This window comes from Albidovulum sp., from assembly GCF_049646345.1.
Classification (GTDB): Bacteria; Pseudomonadota; Alphaproteobacteria; order Rhodobacterales; family Rhodobacteraceae; genus Albidovulum.
Genome location: NZ_JBARVQ010000223.1, coordinates 1 through 3,022 on the forward strand (window position 1 = coordinate 1; position 3,022 = coordinate 3,022).

The 3,022-nt window shown below is 63.0% G+C and carries 3 protein-coding genes; all 3 read right to left on the reverse strand.

Annotated elements, in window-relative coordinates; genetic code table 11:
- Nucleotides 1-1,248 (reverse strand): AMP nucleosidase (locus WBB85_RS05400; RefSeq protein ID WP_432637606.1); only part of this gene is annotated, 1,248 nt, incomplete at its 3' end.
- Nucleotides 1,249-1,456: 208 nt separating this feature from the next.
- On the reverse strand, nucleotides 1,457-2,485 hold the full coding sequence (locus tag WBB85_RS05405) for a sulfotransferase (RefSeq protein WP_432637607.1): 1,029 nt from the start codon (nucleotides 2,483-2,485) through the stop codon (nucleotides 1,457-1,459).
- Complete coding sequence (locus tag WBB85_RS05410) at nucleotides 2,478-2,849, reverse strand: hypothetical protein (RefSeq protein ID WP_432637608.1); 372 nt, start codon at nucleotides 2,847-2,849, stop codon at nucleotides 2,478-2,480. The genes WBB85_RS05405 and WBB85_RS05410 overlap by 8 nt, the downstream gene beginning before the upstream one ends.
- Between the last annotated feature and the right edge of the window lie 173 nt (nucleotides 2,850-3,022).

A 3,022-nucleotide genomic window follows, 5' to 3' on the forward strand; every position in this document is an offset into this window, starting at 1 on the left:
CGTCGCACTTTCCATGTCAAGCGCGATGGCGCGGGACTGGCTGAGCCGCTGCACCGGGCCGGTCTGGTCGCGGAGTTCCCAGTTGCGGTTGTCGACGGTGGCAACGGTGCCGGTCCGCATGATGCGCTTCAGCTCGAACCCCTCAATCTCCGAAACCTCGGTGACGGCTTCCTGCAGCGCGATCTGGATCTCGGCCAGTGCCGGCACCGGCACCCAGACCGGCAGATCGTCATCCAGCACCTTGTCTTCGCGCAGGTAAGCATGGGCCAGGACGAAATCGCCAAGCGACTGGCTGTTCCTGAGGCCTGCGCAATGGCCGACCATCAGCCAGGCATGTGGGCGCAGGACCGCGATATGATCGGTCGCGGTTTTGGCATTTGAAGGGCCGACACCGATATTGACCAACGTGATCCCCTGCCCGCCGCGCCGCTTCAGGTGATAGGTCGGCATCTGCGGCAGCTTTGGTAATTGCGGGATATCGCCATCCTCGACCGTGATCTCATGGTTTCCCGGCGCGACGAAGGCAGTATAGCCCGAAGCGGGATCGGCCAGCGCCTTGCGGGCGAAGGCCTCGAACTCATCTACATAGAACTGGTAGTTGGTGAACAGGACATGGTTCTGGAAATGCACCGGATCGGTCGCGGTGTAATGGGACAGGCGGGCCAGCGAATAATCCACACGCTGTGCGGTAAAGGGGGCGAGATGCCCGGAACCGTCAGCATTGGGGGCCGCCGTGCCATTGACGATGTCGTCGTTCGTGGTCGCCAGATCGGGCACGTCGAAGACATCGCGCAAGGGAAAGTCGAGCACGCCTTCCTGCGGGATCGAAACCGCAGGGTTCGACGCCACGGCGAAATGGACCGGGATCGGCGTGGCACTGGGCCCGACGATGACCGGCACGCCGTGGTTCTGGATCAGAAGACCGAGCTGCTGAACAAGGTAGTTCCGGAACAGATCCGGCCGGGTGATCGTCGCGGTATAGGTGCCGGGGATTGCGACATGTCCATAGCTAAGGCGGCTGTCGGCCTTGGCATGGCTTGTCGTGGTGATCCGCACCTCGGGGTAGAAGGCGCGGACCCTTGCCTTGGGGCGTATGCCCGCAACGGTTTCGCTGAACTTGTCGAACAGGAACCGCGTCGCCTGGGTGTAAAGCGCCTCAAGCCGCGAGACGGCGGCCTCGGCATCTGTAAAGGCCTCGGGCGCTGCGACCTGCGGCATCAGGATCGGCATTTCGCCTTGTGCGTTCATGAATGCTGCTCCGCTGAAAATGGTCGCGAAGCCTTGCCCGCTTGGCGCATCCTTGGCCGGGTCGCGTGCCGGCAGGATGTGATCGGATCAGATGTGGTGGGCTGGCTTCGTTCTGACATGCCGAAATCTGCCAGATCGACCGAGGCCCCGCAAGGCCGGACCGCAGGGGGTGGTGGGTTGAAACCCACCTTACGGGCAGAAACGGCAGCTACCCGCCAAGCCCCAAAGCGGCAAAGCCTCGTGCCGAGAGGCGCGCATGCAGCGCTTCGGCCTTGGCCGCGAGTGCTGCATCATGTGCATCCGGTGCGCGTTCGCTGACCGGGCGCAGTTCCTGCGGCATGTCGGGTGTCACGCCGATCCGCTGCGCAACGGCCTGCCAGACGACCGGATCAGCGCTCAGCGCCTCGTAGGGCACGAAGGTCACGTTGTCTGCCGCAGCCTCAACCGGGTCGAGCGCCGAATAGGCCGATATCCAGGCGCGCAGCCAGTAATCCATGCTGCCGGGATCGCCCTCGGGCCGCGCGTCAAACAGGAAGGGCCGATGCGTCGCGCCGAATTCGTGGTGGCCGAGCCAAGTCATGTAGTCGCGGATGAACGGATCGGCTTCGAGAAAGCGCCTGTGCTGGCCCAGAAGGCTCGCCGCATGGTCAAGCGGACGGCGGAGCGGCACGAGGAATTCGGCCTTGGGCATCGCCTTGGCCAGCGTGCCCAGCCGGAGGATGTTGTTGTTGTTCTTCGAGACATAGCGGGTCTTGCCGGTCTTTTTCAGCACCAGCCGGATCAGGTCGCGGTAACCTGCGATCAGATCGGCATCGGGCCTGTGCACCTTAAGACCGTCCTCGCCGATATAGGACTTGCCGTCGAAAATGCGCCAATAGACCTCATCCAAAGCCTCGGGGCTTTGGGTGTCGACCTCGATCCCGTCGCCATGGGCGCGCTCGGCCTTTACCCCCGGCTTTGACCCCTTGCGGCTGAGTTTGGCCCAGAGGTTCGGGGCCAGCACGAAGGGCATATCGGCATAGGTGAGCGAGCCGAATTCGCCGGTGCGGTGAATCTCGCTCATCAGGATCGTCGTGCCCGCGCGGGCAAGGCCGGTGACGAAGACGTGGCGGCCGGTATCTTTGGGCGCTGTCTTCAGATGCATGCCGCGTTCAATGTCGTGCATCATCTCGGCCGTCGCCGGTGCGGCCAGCGCCAGCCGGTGCAGGATGCGGTCAAGCGCGGAATAGTCAGCCACGGATCACCTTGAGCCGGACCCAGATATAGGCAATCGAGACGACGCAGAGGACGATGATCACGACAGGACGCAGAAGCGCGTCACCCCAGGCAGCCATGCCACCGGGAAAGACCAGCCCCAGAAGTGCCACCGGCGCGAGCGCCAGCATGAGCATCACGAAGAACTGGATTGATCCTTTGCCGATTACCCAGGAATAGGAGGGCAGGATCTTTTCCTTCCAGTGATCCGAGATGCGCTTGCTTTTCAGCACCCGGCCGGATTTCTGCGCGGTCGCCGTGACCTTGCGGATCACCGGCAAGAGCGGCAGGCGAAGAAAAGCCTCGCTGGCGAGGACGCCGGCGAGGAGGACAAAAAGCCAGATCATGTTATTCAGCGGGCTCGCTGTTGCCCGAATCCTTTGCCGCTTTCGCCTTGCGGTTCTTCATCATCCGCTTGATCGGGTAGTAAAGGACCGCCACGATGGCGAGGAAGATGGACCCCAATACGCCAAGAACCGCAGCAATTGCGCCAGCGCCGACGCCGGGACCGATATAGGCC